Raw genomic sequence first — 14,671 nt, 5'->3', positions numbered from 1 at the left:
GGCACGCCGCCGTGCCCGACTCAGAGATCGAGGAAGTCTCCGAGCCAGAGTCGAGCGGCGGCCAAGCAGTCGGCGGTGACGCTGCCTGCGATGCCCGTGATGCGATCTCGGCTGAGCGTGCGCGGCTGCTCGGTCATGATCCAGGAGGGCGCTCCCAGCCCGCTCGGGCCGTCGACCGGGATGTGGTTGGGCCAGCCCCGGTCGACCGAGGTGATCCGAAGGACGACGACCAGGGTGGTGACCGCGTCGAGGTAGCCCGTCGACGACACGACGAGCACCGGCCTGTGGCCGCCTTGCTCGCCTCCTCGCACAGGGTCCAGCGCCACCCACAACACGGTCCCCGGAGTCAGCTCGAACACCGTCATCGTGCGTCGCTGAGCTCGGTCGCCTCCCACTGCCGCGTCTCGGCACGGTAGTTCTCGAGTGCTTCTGGCCGCGTCTCGGCGATCGCCCGTTTGAGCCGTGCCAAGCGCTCCTCGCGGTCTGCGAGATCTGCGAGCGCCGCGAGATGCGCGCCGAGCGTGCGGCCTGTGTGCGCAGCTTGCGCCTTCAGGCGATCGCGAAGCTCATTGCTCACCTTGATGGTGGTGGTCATACCAAAAGTATGACGAGGTGAGGGCGCTGGTACCAGGAGCGATTCGACTGAGAACAGCCGGCGGAGCGTGCTGCTGCCGTGCGTCAGTGCCGCGGCTCGAACCGCCGCCAGCTGCCCTCAGAGACCACCTCGACGGCGCCGTCGACGACCACGAGCGCCGAGTTGTCGTCGATCGCATAGGTCTGCGCCGGGATGTCGGCTGCCCACCGCTCGATGCTCTCGAGCGCGGCATCCTCCATCCCGGGCCGGTCGAGGTGGGGGTAGAGGGCGACGTCCACCAGCCCGAGCCCCTGCTCCGCGTCCCGCCCCATCTCGCTGCCCTCCGGCACGAGCTGCAGATCGAACTCCGCATCGCAGTTCCAGGGCGTCACCGTGATGCTGCCGGCGCTCACGCCCACGTAGACCGTCTCGGCGAGCGTCGGCAGCAGCTCGGCCAGGCCCGACTCGCGCATCCAGTGCACGAGGTAGAGCACGTCGCCGCCCCACACCAGCAGCGCGTCGACGCCCCGCACGGCCGCCTCCCAGTGCTCGCGGCGCACCGTCGGCAGCGCGGTCAGCTCGAGCACGCCCAGCGAGCCCCAGCCGAGCTCGGCGAGCGGGCCCTCGGCGGTGCCGTCGATCGCCGACCGGGCCATCCCCGGGCCGCCCGGGAAGGGGTGCGCGCCGGTCGGCACGAGCAGCGCGCTCGACTCGGCGATCGGCTTGCCGAGCAGTCGCTCGAGCGCGTCGCGGATGCTCGCGTTGGTGACGCCGTTCGAGGTGAGCAGGAATTTCATGCGGCGGGGGTGAGGCTCGGCAGCTCCTCACCGACGCGGGCGGCGCAGGCCTCCGCGAAGGCGCCGAAGCCGCGCTCGACGATGCCCAGCAGCGTCGGGTCGGTCGCGAGGTGCCTGCGCCAGTCGGCCACCGCATCCGCGCCCCGCAGGTCCGACAGGGTCGGGTTGGTGACCGAGTCCCACAGTCGCATCACGCGGTCGTCGGCCTCGAGGTGGAACTGCATGCCGACCGCAGACCCGTAGCGGAAGGCGTCGTTGTCGACGGTCGCGCTGCGCGCCAGCAGCGTCGCGCCGGGCGGCAGCGAGACGACGTCGCTGTTCCAGCGCATCGCGCCGACCGTGCCGACGTGGTCGCCCAGCCACGGGTCGGGCTCGATGAGGTCGATGTCGATGATGCCGACCGCGTCGACGGCGCCCTCGCGGTGCACGCCGCCCAGCGCCCGGCCGATGATCTGGTGGCCGAGGCACAGCCCGAGCACCGGGATCTCGGCGTCGATGGCGCGCAGCGCCAGGTCGGCCGTGAGCGCCAGCGAGGGGAACCGGTCGACCTCGGCGGCGCTCATCTGGCCGCCGAGGATGACGACGCCGGCGATGGCGTCGAGCGGCGGCAGCTCGGTCGGGAACACCGCCTCGCGGGTCGGCAGGTGCGAGAGCAGCGTCGTGGCGTGACCGCCCGTCTCGTATTCGATGTGCTTGATGAAGAGGACGGAACGCGGCACGCTGACTCCTTCGGTTCGCGGCTAGCCTAAGGGCATGAGTGCTCTCAAGATCGGCGCCGAGGTGCAGGAGGCGCTCGACGCGCGCCGTCCTGTCGTCGCCCTGGAATCGACCATCATCAGCCACGGCCTGCCGGCAGACGAGCGCATCACCGCAGCGCGCGAGTTCGAGCAGCTGCTGCGCGACAGCGGCGCGACGCCCGCGACCATCGCGGTGCTCGACGGCCTGCCCCACATCGGCATCGACGACGCCGACATCGAGCTGCTCGCCGCGGACGGCATCGCCAAGGCGAGCGTGCGCGACCTCCCGATCGTCGCCGCGCTGGGCCGCTCGGCCGCCACGACGGTCGCGGCCACCGCGCACCTCGCCGCAGCTGCCGGCATCCGCGTCTTCGCCACCGGCGGCCTGGGCGGCGTGCACCGCGGCGCGAACGAGTCGTTCGACGAGTCGGCCGACCTGCCAGAGCTCGGCCGCACCCCGGTCGCGGTGGTCTGCGCCGGGGTCAAGTCGATCCTCGACATCGGGGCCACCCTCGAGCGCCTCGAGACCCTCTCGGTGCCGCTCGTCGGCCTGCAGACCGACGTCTTCCCGAGCTTCTGGCTGCGCGAGAGCGAGCACAGGCTCGACTGGCGCGTCGAGGACGCCGGTCAGATCGCCGACGTGCTGCGCGCCCAGGACGGCTTCGGCCACAGCGCCGGCCTGGTCGTCGCCAACCCGGTGCCGGTCGACCAGCAGTGGGATCGCGACGAGCACGACAGGGTCGTGCAGGAGGCGCTCGCCGACGCCGGCGCGAAGGGCATCGTCGGCAAGGCCGTCACGCCCTTCCTGCTCGGCCGCATCGTCGAGCTCTCGGGCGGGCGCAGCCTGGCCGTGAACCTCGACCTGGTGCGCAACAACATCAGGGTCGCTGCGGCGATCGCCACCGCCTACGCGGGCTGACCCGATGGGCGCCCGGCTGCTGGTGGTCGGCGATGTCATCGACGACATCGTCGTGCGACCGGTGCGAGCCATCCGCAGGGATGCCGACACCGACGCCGAGATCGCGAACCGGCCGGGCGGCTCGGCCGCGAACGCGGCCTCCTGGATGGCCGCGGCCGGCGGCGACGTGCGCTTCCGCGGGCGGGTGGGGGCCGCGGACGTCGAGCGGCACGCTGCCGCGCTGCGGGCCGCCGGTGTCGATGCGGTGCTCGACGGCGACGAGGAGCTGCCCACCGGCACCATCGTGCTGATCGTCGAGGGCAACCACCGCACGATGCTCACGCAGCGCGGCGCCAACGCGCGGCTGTCGTACGACCACGTCGACGACGACGAGCTGCGTGCCGCGGCGATCGTGCACGCCACCGGCTACGGTCTCGACGGGCACGCGGATGCGTACGGCCGCATGGTCGCGCGGGCGCACGCGTTCGACGCGCGGGTCTCGCTCAATCCCGGCAGCGTCGGCACGGTGGAGGATCTCGGCCTGCCGACCATGCTCGCGGCGCTCGACGCGACCGACATCCTGATCGCGAACCTCGACGAGGGCCGGGTGCTCACCGGCCGGTACGCGCCCGAGGAGGTGGCGGCGGCACTCGCCGAGCGCTGCCCGACGATCGCGCTGACCATGGGCGAGCACGGCTCGATCGTCGGCACCGCGGGAGCGCTCGAGCGAGTGCCGAGCCAGCGCACCGAGCTCGTCGACCCGACCGGGGCCGGCGACTCGTTCGGCGCCGGCTTCCTGGTCGGACTCGCACACGGGCTCGCGCCCGCGGCCGCGGCGGAGCAGGGCGCGCGGCTGGCCGCGCGAGCAGTGGCGCAGGTGGGCGCCAGACCGAGAGGTGCAGCATGACCGTGTTCGCGATGGCACCCGACGGCGTGCGGATCGCCCTGCATGAGCTGGGGGATCCGGACGGCGAGCCGGTGCTGATGATCCACGGCTTCTCGTCGAACACGCAGCGCAACTGGATCGACGCGCACTGGAGCGACTCGCTCGCCGAGGCGGGGCTGCGCGGCATCGGCATGGACCTGCGCGGCCACGGCGACAGCGACCACCCCGCGCGCGGGTACGAGGTCGACCACTTCGTCGACGACGTCGACGCGGTGCTCGAGCAGCTGGCGCTGCCGGACCCGCCGGGGGCGATCGGCTACTCGATGGGCGCGCGGCTGCTGTGGCGGCACGCGGGCACCCGGCCCGCGGCGTTCCGGGCGCTGGTGCTCGGCGGCCTGCCGGCCGGCGACCCCTTCCAGCAGTTCGACGTCGCCCTCGCGCACCGGGCGCTGGAGGGCGAGGCGGAGGCGGGCCCGATGGAGGCGTTCATCGTCGAGCTGGCCGGCACCTTCCCCGAGCACGATCCGGCGACCCTGATCACGCTCGCCGGCGAGGTGTCGAAGACGCTGTTCGATCCCGAGGACTCTCCGCCGGACCTGCCGACGCTGCTGATGACGGGCGAGAAGGACCGGCGGGCGAGCGACACCGAGACGCTGCTGCCGCTGCTGCCGGACGCCCGCTTCGAGCCGATCCATGGCCGCAACCACGTCAACGCGCCGACCTCCGGGCACTTCCGCCGCACCGCATCCGCGTTCCTGGCCGAACACCTGCGCAGTCCGGCATAGCAGCGGGTCATGGTTCGCAGCTGTGCAGCGCAGCGCCAAGAAGGTCGGGCTCTACCTGATCATCGCCGATCGTTGGCCCGCAGACGTCGAGGCCGCGCCGGCCGAGTTGCGCAGCCGTCGGACGGGCAAGGCGACGTGGTCGTTCACGGAGCTCGATGAGCGGTTGGCGCTCGACCTCGAGGCGATGCTCGACCGGCTCATGGTGCGCTACCGGGCCGAGCGCTCTGCCTGAGCCCGGCGTCGCGATCGCCGGCGCCGGGCAAGGCAAAGGGCCGACTGAGTTCTCTCAGTCGGCCCCGGTCCCTTGCACCAAGCGAGGCCTGTGACTTCGCTTCCGCTGACCGCCACAGCACAACGATCAACGTGCGACGAATGTATAACGGATGGGTAACGAGGGAGCCCAGAGGTGTCTGTGATTCTCCTGTGGCCGGCGCTTCGCGAGCGGCGTCTCAGAAGCGGTCGGGGCTCGGGCCGCTCGCCAGCACCGTCACGTCGGCGTGGCGGTCGAAGCGGTAGCCGGCGCCGCGCACCGTGCGGATGATCTCGGCGTAGCCGCCCAGCTTGGCGCGCAGCCGGCGCACGTGCACGTCGATGGTGCGCTCGTTCGGGCGGTCGTCGGCGTCGGCGTCCCACAGCGCGTCGATGATGTCGCAGCGGCCCACCGTGGTGCCCTCACGCAGCACGATGTGCTGCAGCAGCTCGAACTCGCGGTAGGTCAGCGGTGCGATGTCGTCGCCGAGCGCCACCCGCTTGCGGGTCAGGTCGATGACGATGCCGGTGTCAGCCTCCGCCTCCGGGGCAGGCTGCTGCACTGCGGGGTCGCCGAGCGCGCGGCGCACCACGTCGACGTCGCGGCCGCCGGCGCCCGCCGGGGCGAGTGCGACGGCTGCGTGGGTCTGGGCGCTGGGCGCGAGCCGGGAGGTGAGGGCGCGCAGCTCGCCGACCAGCCGCGCCAGCTCGACGTGATCGGCGGCAGCGGCGTCCTCGCCGAGCCCGACGTAGAGCACGAAGCCGCGAGCCTCGGTGCCGGCCGGCACGGCGCGCACGGGCGAGGGCGCCGCTGCGGCGTGCTCGGGCTGGATGCGCTCGGTCGCCGCGGGTGCGAGCGCGCTGCTGCCGTGCGTGGCGGCCGAGCCGTAGACGGTGCCGCGCGCCCGGGAGGGGCGGCGGGTGGCGAGCGATGCGGAGATGTCGGTGATGGTCATGATGGGCCTTCCGGCGTGCTGTCGGCGGCGGCCGTGCCGTGAGGGTACGGGCGATGAGGGCCGCCGACTCAGTCGCGTGCGACTGGATGAGTCGATCTGTCGGTGCGAACCGCTGCGGGTTCGGGGACCGCTCCGCGGGTGCCACCCGAAGGGTGGTGCCCGGTGGGGCTGCTCAGGCCTCAGAGGTGCGACGCCGTGGCGTCAGCGACTCCTCAGGGAGCGGTCGGACGGTGCGAGCTGCGCTCAAGCACACATTCGACGCATGGCGACCGCCGGCATCATCATGCCGTTCGTCCCGTTCGTCGCGAGGACGGTCTGGGGGGCGAAAGTGGTCGTCATGCCTGCCAGTATCGCCGCTTCGGGCGTTTGCTGTCAAACTTCGCAACAATGTGACGAAGTGTGACGGAAACCGGCGTCGCCGGCCGAGGCAGGGCATCCGCCCCGCCTGCCGGCTCAGTCGTCGACGGTGCCGTAGAGGCGGTCACCGGCGTCGCCGAGGCCCGGCACGATGAAGCCGCGCTCGTCGAGGCCCTCGTCGAGCGCGCCCAGCACGATCGTGACGTCGCGGCCCTCCATGTCGCGCTCGACGCGCGCGAGGCCCTCGGGGGTGCCGAGCAGGCAGATGGCGGTGACGTCGACGGCGCCGCGGTCGAACAGGAACTGCATGGCGCCCGAGAGGGAGCCGCCGGTGGCGAGCATCGGGTCGAGCACGAAGCACTGGCGGTCGGAGAGGTCGTCCGGCAGCCGCTCGGCGTAGGTGGTCGGCTCGAGCGTGACCTCGTTGCGCGCCATGCCCAGGAAGCCCACCTCGGCGGTCGGCACGAGCGCCGTCATGCCCTCGAGCATGCCGAGACCGGCGCGCAGGATCGGCACCACGAGCGGCCGCGGCTCGGCGATCGCGACGCCCGTGGTCGTGGTCACCGGCGTCTGGATCTGCTTCGGCGTCACCCGCACGTTGCGCGTGCCCTCGTAGGCGAGCAGGGTCATCAGCTCGCCCACCAGGGAGCGGAAGGTGGGGGAGGGGGTGCGCTCGTCTCGCAGCACCGTGAGCTTGTGCGTGATGAGCGGGTGGTCGGCCACGTGGACTCGCATAGGGTTCAGGGTACTGGGCGCACGGGGCGCCCGACGCGAGGAGAGCGGATGCGGCCGGCAGCGCACGACGAGGCGCTCATGCGCCTCGCGCTCGAGCAGGCGGCGGCGGCCGAGACCACCGCCGACGTGCCGGTCGGCGCGGTCGTCGTGGACGCATCCGGCACCGTCATCGGCACCGGCCGAAACGAGCGCGAGGCGAGGCACGACCCGACCGCGCACGCCGAGGTGGTCGCGCTGCGGGCGGCGGCGGCGCAACTGGGCTCGTGGCGGCTCGACGGATGCACGCTGGTCGTCACGCTGGAGCCATGCGTCATGTGCGCGGGGGCGATCCTCGCCAGCCGCGTCGAGCGCGTGGTGTTCGGCGCCTGGGACGAGAAGGCGGGTGCGGCCGGCAGCGTCGTGGACGTGCTGCGCGAGCGGCGGCTGCCGCACCGCGTCGAGGTGGTCGCGGGCGTGCTCGCCGAGGAGGCCGAGACGCAGCTGCGCGCCTTCTTCGCCGACCGCCGCTGAATCTCAACGTGCGAGGTGCGCGCTCGGCGCACTCAGTGCGGCGAGTCGACACCTGACACGTTGGGATTTCGGGCAGGGCGCCTCGGCTCGAGCTGGTCGATGCTGTCGCCGGCCTCGGCCTGGCTCTGCGCGGCCAGCTGCTGCTCGTAGGCGGCCGGGCGGTAGATCTCGTCGAGGATGCCGGGCCCGCCCGACCTGCGGGCCCGCTGCCACGAGCGGCTGTGCCAGATGCGCGGCCCGAGCAGGATGAGCGCGGCCGTGGTGCCGAGCACCAGGGCCCACGCTGCCGGCTCGAGCCAACCCATCCGCTCACCTCACCAGAACACTGCGATCAGCAGGTTCACGAGCGCGAGCCCGCCCGCCGCGTGGAAGAACGGCATGAGCTTGCGCTCGATCGCGACGTCGGCGACGATCTGCGCGCCGCCGGTCTTGAGGGTCGCCTGCTCCTTGCGGATCGCCTTCTGGCGCAGGAAGCCGATCAGCGCGGCGACGAAGACGACCAGCGCGATGAGGCCCTTGATGCCGAGCTTCATGTGATTGGGGTCGCCGTCGCCCGCCATCGCCAGCCCGTACAGGCCGACACCGGAGAGCAGCTGCAGCGAGGCGCCCACCAGCATGACCGTGAAGTTGTGCGCGGCCTTGGCGCGCATCTGCACGAAGAACGTGCCGACCAGCAGCGAGGCGCCGATCAGGTGCGTCGCGAGGAGGAGTGAGTGCAGGAAGTCCATGCAGACAGCCTACACAAGACGGGCTGTGCGGGTCAGTTCCCCGATTGGATGACGATGTGGTCGGTGGAGGGTGCGATCTCGGGCTGCTCGACGTAGAGGTCGGGCTCGATGTAGATCACTCGCGCGTGCGGCACCTGATCGCGCAGCCGCGACTCGAGGTCGTTGATCGTGCGCGCGACGTGCTCGATGTCGGACTGCGGCGGGAATGCCACCTTCGCGGCGATCATCAGCTCGTCAGGGCCGAGATAGAGCGTCTTCATGTGGATGAGCGCCTCGACGCCCGAGCTGCCGTTGATCACCTGCTGGATGCGCGCGTGGTCCTCGCGCGTCGCGCCCTCGCCGAGCAGCAGCGACTTCATCTCGATCGCCAGCACGATCGCGACGACGATCAGCAGGGCGCCGATGAACAGCGTGCCGAGCGCGTCGAAGAGCGGGTTGCCGGTCAGCACCGTGAGGCCGACCGCGACGAACGCGAAGACGAGGCCGAGCAGGGCCGCGAGATCCTCGAGCAGGATGACCGGCAGCTCGGGGCTCTTCGCCTTGCGGATGAATTCCCACCAGCCCGACTTGCCGCGCACCGCGTTCGCCTCCTTGATCGCGACGCGGATCGAGAACGATTCCAGCACGATCGCGATCGCGAGCACCGTCAGCGGCAGCCACGGCACCGAGAGCTCGTGCGGGTCCCGCAGCTTGCTGACGCCCTCGTAGATCGAGAAGAGCCCGCCGACCGAGAAGAGCACGAGCGCCACGATGAACGCCCAGATGTAGCGCTCGCGGCCGTAGCCGAACGGGTGCTCGGGCGTCGCCTTCTTCTTCGCCAGCCTGCCGCCGAGCAGCAGCAGCAGCTGATTGCCGGCGTCGGCGACCGAGTGGATGGCCTCCGCCAGCATCGACGCCGAGCCAGAGAAGAACCAGGCGACGAACTTCGTGATGGCGATGCCGGTGTTGGCGAGGAATGCCGCGACGACTGCCTTCGTACCGTGGGATGCGCTCACGGCCGCGAGTCTACGCGGGCGCGCGCCGCGTGTCCTGCGGCCCCTCGGTAGCCTGGCGGCATGACCGATCTCCTCCCTCCCATCGCAATGCTCGGCGTCGGCTCCATGGGCGGCGCGATCCTGCAGGGCCTCGTGCAGCACGGCGCGGAGCGCATCGCGGTCACCAACCGCACCGTCGAGAAGGCGGCCGCGATCCAGCTCGACGGCGTCGAGTCCATCGCGCTCGTCGACGAGCCCGGCGGCAATGCCCGCGCGGTCGACGGTGCGAAGCTCGTGGTGCTGGGCGTGAAGCCCGCGGGCATCGTCGAGCTGGCGCGCGAGATCGCTCCGCACCTGGCGACGGATGCGGTGGTCGTCTCGATCGCGGCCGGCACCACCACGGCGTCCATCGAGGCCGCACTGCCGGCATCCGCCTCGGTCGTGCGGGCGATGCCCAACACGCCCTCGACCGTCGGCCTCGGGGTCACGGGCGTCGCGGGCGGCAGCCGCGCGAGCGAGGCGGACGTCGCGCTGGTGGCGCGCATGTTCGAGGCGGTGGGTGAGGTGATCGTGCTCGACGAGTCGCAGATCGACGCGCTCTCGACCATCTCGGGCTCCGGCCCCGCGTACGTCTTCCTGCTCATCGAGGAGCTGACGAAGACGGCAGAGCGGATGGGCTTCACGGCCGAGCAGGCGGCCACGATGGTGCAGGGCACGTTCCGCGGCGCGACCGAGCTGCTCGCCGCCGACGGCAGCGAGCCGGCCGAGCTGCGCCGCCGGGTGACGAGCCCCAAGGGCACCACGGAGCAGGCGATCGGCGTGCTGCAGGAGGCCGATCTCGGTGCGGTCTTCGACCGCGCGACGGCGGCCGCGCTGGCACGCGCGCAGGAGCTGGCGGCCGGCTGACGCACTGCATCGGCCGACTCGGACGCTGCGCGGGCGAACTCAGATGCGGTCGCCGCCGGCGTACTGCCAGCCGGCGTCGCGGCGGAAGGTGCTCAGCTCGCGCATCGAGCCGCGCGTGCCCTCGGCCACCCAGTGAGCCTCGAACGCCACCGTGCCCTCGCGGTCGAACGGGCCGCCGCCTGTGGTGTCGAGCACGTCGAGACGCAGCCAGCGGATGCCCGGGTCCAGCTCGAGCGAGCGCGGCCGCGTTGACGGGTGCCAGGAGGCCAGCAGCCAGTCGACGTCCTCGAGCGCGAAGGCCGTGTAGCGGGAGCGCATGAGCGCCTCGGCGGTCGCGGCCTCGCGCTCGCCGCGCTGGATGGGCGCGCAGCACTCGCCGAAGGGCAGGCCCGTGCCGCAGGGGCAGCGGGCCGCGTCGTCGATCGCGCGCGTCACGAGCCGAGGCCGGCGAACCGTTCGATGTCCGCCTGGTTGCCCGAGACGATGATCAGGTCGTGGTTCGAGACGATCGTCTCGGGGGTGGCGTAGGTGAACTCGCCGCCGGGGCTCTTCACGCCCACCACGGTCAGGTGGTACTTCGAGCGCACCTGCGACTCGGCGAGCGTGATGCCGCGGATGCGCTTCGGCGGGTACATCTTCACGATCGCGAACTGGTCGTCGAACTGGATGTAGTCGAGCATGCGGCCGGAGACCAGGTGCGCGACGCGCTCGCCGGCCTCGGCCTCGGGGTAGATGACGTGGTTGGCGCCGATGCGGCTGAGGATCTTGCCGTGCGACTGGCTGATGGCCTTCGCCCAGATCTGCGGAATGCCGAGGTCGACGAGGTTCGCGACGATCAGCACCGATGCCTCGATCGACGAGCCGACGGCGCACACGGCGATCGAGAAGTCCTGCGCACCGAGCTGCTTGAGGGCGTCGATCGAGCGGGCGTCGGCCTGCACCGTGTGGGTGAGGCGCTCGGACCACTTCTGCACGAGGTTGATGTCGTCGTCGATCGCGAGCACCTCGCGGTCGAGGCGCGAGAGCTGCCCGGCGGTGCCTGCGCCGAAGCGGCCCAGGCCGATCACCAGCACGGGCGCGTCGTGGGGAATCCTGTCAACCAACGATCGGCCTCTCCTCGGGGCGCGTGAACAGCTGCGTCTTCTGGCTCGCTGCCAGCGCCGCGGCGAGCGTCACACTACCAATGCGGCCGGCGAACATCGTGAGCGCCAGGATGACCTTCGCCGAGTCCTCCAGCCCCTGGTGGGTGAAGCCGGTCGAGAGGCCGACGGTGCCGAAGGCGCTGATCACGTCGAACAGCACGAATGACAGCGGCGCGCCCGTGATCTCGAGCAGCACGACGGTGACCGTGGCGATGATCGTCGCGCTCCAGAGCGTCACCGAGACCGCCAGGCGCAGCACGTCGGAGGGGATGCGGCGGTCGAAGGCCTCCATCGACTTGCGTCCGCGCGCCTCGGCGACAGCGGCGAGGAAGAGGATCGCGAGCGTCGTCACCTTGATGCCGCCGGCCGTGGAGGCCGAGCCGCCGCCGACGAACATCAGCATGTCGGTCACCAGCAGGCTCGAGTTGTGCAGCAGGCCCAGGTCGTCGATCGCGAAGCCGCCCGAGCGCGCCATCGACGACAGGAAGAAGGCATGCAGCACCTGCTGCCCGAAGTCCCTGGTGCCCCAGGAGTCGGCGTTGCCCCACTCGAGCACGAGGTAGACCAGGCCACCGGCGAGGAACAGCATGATCGAGACCGAGATGGTCAGCTTCACGTGCAGCGACCACTGCCGCGGCCGACCGAGGTGGCGCAGCAGCACGAAGTAGACGGGGAAGCCGAGTGAGCCGGTGAAGACGCCGAGCATCAGCACGATCAGGAACCACGGGTCGGTCGCGTAAGGGGCCAGGCCCTCCACGGTCGGCATGAAGCCGGAGTTCGTGAACGCCATGATCGACCAGTAGGTCGACTCGTACAGGGCCGCGAGCGGCTCCTTTCCCGCCAGCAGCAGGCGCGGGAACAGCAGCACGATGAGGGCGGCCTCGAACACCAGCACGGACAGCGCCACGATGCGCAGCAGCCCGCCGACCTCTCCGAGGCGGATGGCCTGGCCCTCCTTGACGACGCCCTTGCGCACCCGCGACGGGTTCGTGTCGCTCGCGGCCATCAGCCGCTGGCGCAGCCCGAGCCGGCGCGCCATGGTCATGCCCAGCAGCGACGCGAGCGTCAGCACGCCGATGCCGCCGACCTCGACGCCGATCATCACCACCGCGTTTCCGAACGGGCTCCAGTGCGTCGCCATGTCGACCACCGTGAGCCCCGTGACGCAGACCACGCTGACCGCTTGGAAGAAGGCGTCGATCGGCGCCGTCGCCTGCCCGTCGGCCGCCGCCCAGGGAGTCGCCAGCAGCACCGCGAACAGCAGGTTGAGGCCGGCGAAGACGAAGATCGCGAAGCGCGCGGGGTACGAGCCGGCGAACATGTCGAGGCGGTCGCGCATGCGTGCCAGGAACGACCCCTCGTCAGAGGTCCGCTGCTCAGCCACGTGCTGTGCCCTTCCGCGGGATCGGAGCGCCGGCGGCGCCAAACGCGCCCAGCGTAGTCCCTCGAGTCGGGCGTGCATGGCGGATGCGGTTTGTCGCGACCGCACGGCGCTGGCATGCTTTCGACATGGCCGACATCTTCAGCGTGATCGCGGACAGTACGCGACGGGACATCCTCAGCGTGCTCCTGGAGCGCCGCTCGATGACGGGCGAGGCCAGTGTCAGCCAGATCGTCGAGACGCTCGGCGTTCCGCAGCCGACGGTCTCGAAGCACTTGCGCACGCTCCGCGACGCGGGGCTCGTGACCGTCCGCGAGGACGGGCAGCACCGCTTCTACTCGATCGTGCTGGCGCCCTTCGACGAGATCGATGACTGGCTGATGCCGTTCATCTTCGCCGAGAGCGACCAGGAGGAGGCGAGCCTGGGAGCCGCCGCGTTCGCGGCCTGGGCCGGGGTCAACGTGCAGGCACCCCTGCGCGCCGCTGCCGACCAGGCGCGGCAGGCTGCCGAGCAGGCCCGCGTCGCCGCGGAGCAGGCGCTCGCGCGCGTGGGCGAGCGGGTCGAGCACCCCGCTCCGGTGGGTGCTTCCCTGGGCCGCCGGGCGGCCGAGAGCGTGCACGATCTGCAGGAGCGCATGCAGGAGGCGCGCGACCGCATCCACGACGTGCAGGATCGCCTCTACGAGATGCAGTCGCGCGCGTCGCAGCGCATCGACGATGCGCGCAGCCGGCGTCGCACCGGCGACGAGGCGCCGCTCGGCGAGCTCGGAGATGATGAGCGCCCCGCGCGCGAGGGCGACGACGCGAAGCTCGACTGACCGTCGGCAAGCACCCGATATGCGGCGCACGGCCGTATTCCGGTAGGATGACCCGAGCGTTTTCCCTGCGCTGTGTCGAGTCGCCTTCCGGCGAGGGCGACCGGGCAGCGTCGACGAGCAATCTCTATCGGAAGTGAGGAACCTCAATGGGTTCTGTGGTCAAGAAGCGTCGCAAGCGCATGTCGAAGAAGAAGCACCGCAAGCTGCTTCGCAAGACGCGCCACCAGCGCCGCAACCGCAAGTAGTCGGTTGCACCAGCGGCCGGGGCCTGCATTCGCAGGTGCCCGGCCTCTGTCGTCCCTGGGCTCGGGCGACCCTCGCCGCCGGCGTGCCGTGATGGAATCGCAGCATGGCGATCGATCTGGCGACCCCTGATCCCGACCAGCTGCCCGAGGCTGTGCGGCAGCTGGCGTCCTGGCAGTGCAGCGCTGAGCCGCTGCAGCTGCACCCCGGCGACATCGGCTGGTTCTGGCGCCTGGGCACGGACAGGACCGCGGATGCGGTGCGCACCTGGCACGCGGATGGCCGCCTGGTCGCCGTCGGGTTGCTCGACGGCGCCGACCAGCTGCGAGTCACGACAGCGCCCGATATGCGAGCGGATGCGACGCTCGCGGATGCGATGGCCGGCGACATCGTGCACCCCGAGCGGGGCGTGCTGCCGGCGAGCGCAGTCGCGGTCGAGGTGCCGAACGGGGCGCTGCTGGACGCGCGGCTGGATGCAGCCGGCTGGGCGGTCGGCGAGCCGTGGACGCCACTCGAGCGCGATCTCACCGAGCCCGTCGAGCGAACCGCGGGTGGGCATCCTCTGCGCATCGTCGCGGTCGACGGCACCGATGCAGCGCTGGTCTCCGCGTGGGCGGCGGTGCAGCGCTCAGCGTTCGACACCTCGGCCGCGGTCGACGAGCGCTGGTACGCGATGGCCGATGGCACCCCGTTCGAGGATGCGCGCTGCCTGCTCGGGTTCGACGGCGACGAGGCGGCTGCCGGCATCATCGCGTGGTCGGCAGGAGCCGGCAGGCCAGGCGTGATCGAGCCGATGGGCGTGCACGCCGCGCACCGCGGCCGCGGCCACGCCCGCGCCATCACGCTGGCAGCGGCGGCCGCCCTGCGCGAGCTGGGCGCATCGAGCGCGCAGGTGTGCACCGAGAGCGCGCGCGTCGCGGCGGTGGCCACCTACCGCTCCGCGGGCTTCCTGCCGCAGGACGAGCGGTTCGACAGGACGCGCGAGGCCTAGGCTG

21 protein-coding genes are annotated in these 14,671 nt (G+C 71.6%); 9 read left to right on the top strand and 12 right to left on the bottom strand.

Going from position 1 to position 14,671, the window contains the following annotated elements:
- Positions 1 to 20: 20 nt before the first annotated feature.
- The 4 genes from BM288_RS04950 to BM288_RS04935 all read right to left on the bottom strand — a co-directional run bounded on the left by BM288_RS04950 (position 21) and on the right by BM288_RS04935 (position 2,090).
- Positions 21 to 365 (bottom strand): type II toxin-antitoxin system PemK/MazF family toxin, encoded by a 345-nt coding sequence (locus BM288_RS04950; protein ID WP_092916547.1) that lies wholly within the window; start codon positions 363 to 365, stop codon positions 21 to 23.
- Positions 362 to 595 carry a hypothetical protein gene (locus BM288_RS04945; protein ID WP_092916545.1) on the bottom strand — a complete coding sequence of 78 codons (234 nt, stop codon included), beginning with the start codon at positions 593 to 595 and terminating at the stop codon, positions 362 to 364. Before BM288_RS04945 ends, BM288_RS04950 begins: the two co-directional genes overlap by 4 nt.
- An 83-nt stretch (positions 596 to 678) precedes the next feature.
- Complete coding sequence (locus BM288_RS04940; RefSeq protein ID WP_092916543.1) at positions 679 to 1,371, bottom strand: Type 1 glutamine amidotransferase-like domain-containing protein; 693 nt, start codon at positions 1,369 to 1,371, stop codon at positions 679 to 681.
- Positions 1,368 to 2,090 carry a type 1 glutamine amidotransferase gene (locus BM288_RS04935; protein WP_092916541.1) on the bottom strand — a complete coding sequence of 241 codons (723 nt, stop codon included), beginning with the start codon at positions 2,088 to 2,090 and terminating at the stop codon, positions 1,368 to 1,370. Before BM288_RS04935 ends, BM288_RS04940 begins: the two co-directional genes overlap by 4 nt.
- Positions 2,091 to 2,124: 34 nt before the next feature.
- Here BM288_RS04935 and BM288_RS04930 point away from each other — a divergent pair, with 34 nt between their 5' ends.
- Genes BM288_RS04930 through BM288_RS04915 form a run of 4 tightly spaced genes read left to right on the top strand, consistent with a single transcriptional unit; the run spans position 2,125 to position 4,909 of the window.
- Positions 2,125 to 3,027, top strand: a complete 903-nt coding sequence (locus tag BM288_RS04930) for a pseudouridine-5'-phosphate glycosidase (RefSeq protein WP_092916539.1) — start codon at positions 2,125 to 2,127, stop codon at positions 3,025 to 3,027.
- 4 nt (positions 3,028 to 3,031) lie between these two features.
- On the top strand, positions 3,032 to 3,913 hold the full coding sequence (locus BM288_RS04925) for a carbohydrate kinase family protein (RefSeq protein WP_092916537.1): 882 nt from the start codon (positions 3,032 to 3,034) through the stop codon (positions 3,911 to 3,913).
- The gene (locus BM288_RS04920) at positions 3,910 to 4,677 is read left to right on the top strand and encodes an alpha/beta fold hydrolase (protein WP_092916535.1); all 768 of its coding nucleotides are present in this window, start codon (positions 3,910 to 3,912) and stop codon (positions 4,675 to 4,677) included. The genes BM288_RS04925 and BM288_RS04920 overlap by 4 nt, the downstream gene beginning before the upstream one ends.
- 22 nt (positions 4,678 to 4,699) lie before the next feature.
- The gene (locus BM288_RS04915; RefSeq protein WP_092916533.1) at positions 4,700 to 4,909 is read left to right on the top strand and encodes a hypothetical protein; all 210 of its coding nucleotides are present in this window, start codon (positions 4,700 to 4,702) and stop codon (positions 4,907 to 4,909) included.
- Between the two features lie 217 nt (positions 4,910 to 5,126).
- Here BM288_RS04915 and BM288_RS04910 read toward each other — a convergent pair whose 3' ends face one another.
- Both BM288_RS04910 and upp read right to left on the bottom strand, forming a co-directional pair.
- A complete protein-coding gene (locus BM288_RS04910) occupies positions 5,127 to 5,882 on the bottom strand; it encodes a winged helix-turn-helix domain-containing protein (RefSeq protein ID WP_092916531.1) in 756 nt (251 codons plus the stop codon).
- 453 nt (positions 5,883 to 6,335) lie between these two features.
- A complete protein-coding gene (upp, locus tag BM288_RS04905) occupies positions 6,336 to 6,974 on the bottom strand; it encodes a uracil phosphoribosyltransferase (RefSeq protein ID WP_092916529.1) in 639 nt (212 codons plus the stop codon).
- 48 nt (positions 6,975 to 7,022) lie between these two features.
- Between upp and tadA the strand changes: the two genes are divergently transcribed.
- Positions 7,023 to 7,484, top strand: coding sequence for a tRNA adenosine(34) deaminase TadA (gene tadA, locus BM288_RS04900; RefSeq protein WP_318255343.1), 462 nt, complete (start codon positions 7,023 to 7,025; stop codon positions 7,482 to 7,484).
- Between the two features lie 32 nt (positions 7,485 to 7,516).
- On the opposite strand, the gene BM288_RS04895 is transcribed toward tadA, so the two are convergent.
- Genes BM288_RS04895 through BM288_RS04885 form a run of 3 tightly spaced genes read right to left on the bottom strand, consistent with a single transcriptional unit; the run spans position 7,517 to position 9,207 of the window.
- Entirely contained in the window at positions 7,517 to 7,789 is a 273-nt protein-coding gene (locus BM288_RS04895; protein ID WP_092916527.1) for a hypothetical protein, read from the bottom strand.
- 9 nt (positions 7,790 to 7,798) lie between these two features.
- Positions 7,799 to 8,212, bottom strand: a complete 414-nt coding sequence (locus tag BM288_RS04890; RefSeq protein ID WP_092916525.1) for a hypothetical protein — start codon at positions 8,210 to 8,212, stop codon at positions 7,799 to 7,801.
- A gap of 32 nt (positions 8,213 to 8,244) precedes the next feature.
- Positions 8,245 to 9,207: a cation diffusion facilitator family transporter gene (locus BM288_RS04885; protein WP_092916523.1), complete on the bottom strand. Its 963-nt coding sequence runs from the start codon at positions 9,205 to 9,207 to the stop codon at positions 8,245 to 8,247.
- Positions 9,208 to 9,267: 60 nt separating this feature from the next.
- Between BM288_RS04885 and proC the strand changes: the two genes are divergently transcribed.
- Entirely contained in the window at positions 9,268 to 10,092 is an 825-nt protein-coding gene (gene proC / locus BM288_RS04880; protein WP_092916521.1) for a pyrroline-5-carboxylate reductase, read from the top strand.
- Between the two features lie 39 nt (positions 10,093 to 10,131).
- Here proC and BM288_RS04875 read toward each other — a convergent pair whose 3' ends face one another.
- Genes BM288_RS04875 through BM288_RS04865 form a run of 3 tightly spaced genes read right to left on the bottom strand, consistent with a single transcriptional unit; the run spans position 10,132 to position 12,618 of the window.
- Positions 10,132 to 10,527, bottom strand: a complete 396-nt coding sequence (locus BM288_RS04875) for a YchJ family protein (protein WP_318255342.1) — start codon at positions 10,525 to 10,527, stop codon at positions 10,132 to 10,134.
- A complete protein-coding gene (locus BM288_RS04870; RefSeq protein WP_092916519.1) occupies positions 10,524 to 11,195 on the bottom strand; it encodes a potassium channel family protein in 672 nt (223 codons plus the stop codon). Before BM288_RS04870 ends, BM288_RS04875 begins: the two co-directional genes overlap by 4 nt.
- Positions 11,188 to 12,618, bottom strand: a complete 1,431-nt coding sequence (locus BM288_RS04865; RefSeq protein WP_318255341.1) for a TrkH family potassium uptake protein — start codon at positions 12,616 to 12,618, stop codon at positions 11,188 to 11,190. The genes BM288_RS04870 and BM288_RS04865 overlap by 8 nt, the downstream gene beginning before the upstream one ends.
- Positions 12,619 to 12,743: 125 nt before the next feature.
- Between BM288_RS04865 and BM288_RS04860 the strand changes: the two genes are divergently transcribed.
- The 3 genes from BM288_RS04860 to BM288_RS04850 all read left to right on the top strand — a co-directional run bounded on the left by BM288_RS04860 (position 12,744) and on the right by BM288_RS04850 (position 14,667).
- The gene (locus tag BM288_RS04860; protein WP_092916515.1) at positions 12,744 to 13,433 is read left to right on the top strand and encodes an ArsR/SmtB family transcription factor; all 690 of its coding nucleotides are present in this window, start codon (positions 12,744 to 12,746) and stop codon (positions 13,431 to 13,433) included.
- Positions 13,434 to 13,579: 146 nt separating this feature from the next.
- Positions 13,580 to 13,678 carry a 30S ribosomal protein bS22 gene (locus tag BM288_RS04855; protein WP_092916513.1) on the top strand — a complete coding sequence of 33 codons (99 nt, stop codon included), beginning with the start codon at positions 13,580 to 13,582 and terminating at the stop codon, positions 13,676 to 13,678.
- Positions 13,679 to 13,782: 104 nt separating this feature from the next.
- The gene (locus BM288_RS04850) at positions 13,783 to 14,667 is read left to right on the top strand and encodes a GNAT family N-acetyltransferase (protein WP_092916511.1); all 885 of its coding nucleotides are present in this window, start codon (positions 13,783 to 13,785) and stop codon (positions 14,665 to 14,667) included.
- The last annotated feature ends 4 nt before the right edge of the window (positions 14,668 to 14,671 follow it).

The organism is Agrococcus baldri, assembly GCA_900114805.1.
GTDB lineage: Bacteria > Actinomycetota > Actinomycetes > Actinomycetales > Microbacteriaceae > Agrococcus > Agrococcus baldri.
Note: the sequence above shows the minus strand (reverse complement) of the source record. Positions and strands in the feature narration are given on the sequence as shown.